Source organism: Streptomyces sp. ADMS (assembly GCF_033441795.1).
Classification (GTDB): Bacteria; Actinomycetota; Actinomycetes; order Streptomycetales; family Streptomycetaceae; genus Streptomyces.
The window spans coordinates 1-252 of sequence record NZ_JAVFVX010000596.1; the positions used below are offsets into that span (position 1 = coordinate 1).

General features: G+C 76.2%; 1 protein-coding gene. It reads left to right on the top strand.

All coding sequences use genetic code 11. From position 1 onward, the window contains the following. Positions 1-252: hypothetical protein (locus RB628_RS42105; protein WP_318325854.1), on the top strand; the 252-nt coding region annotated here is incomplete at both ends.

Consider the following 252-nt stretch of genomic DNA (forward strand, 5'->3'; position numbering starts at 1 on the left):
CAGTGCTCGCGGCGAGTGACGCTCTGGCGTCGCAGGGGCTGCGGGTGCTGGCCGTCGCGCGGCGGGAGCTGGATGGACCCCACCCCGCGCAGGACGAGGCCGAGTCGGGACTGTCGTTCCTGGGACTGGTCGGCATGCTGGACCCGCCGCGTCCGGAGGTCACCGACGCGGTCGCCGCCTGCCGCCCCCGGCCGGCATCCGGATCGTCATGGTCACCGGCGACCACCCGCTCACCGGGGAGGCCGTGGCCCG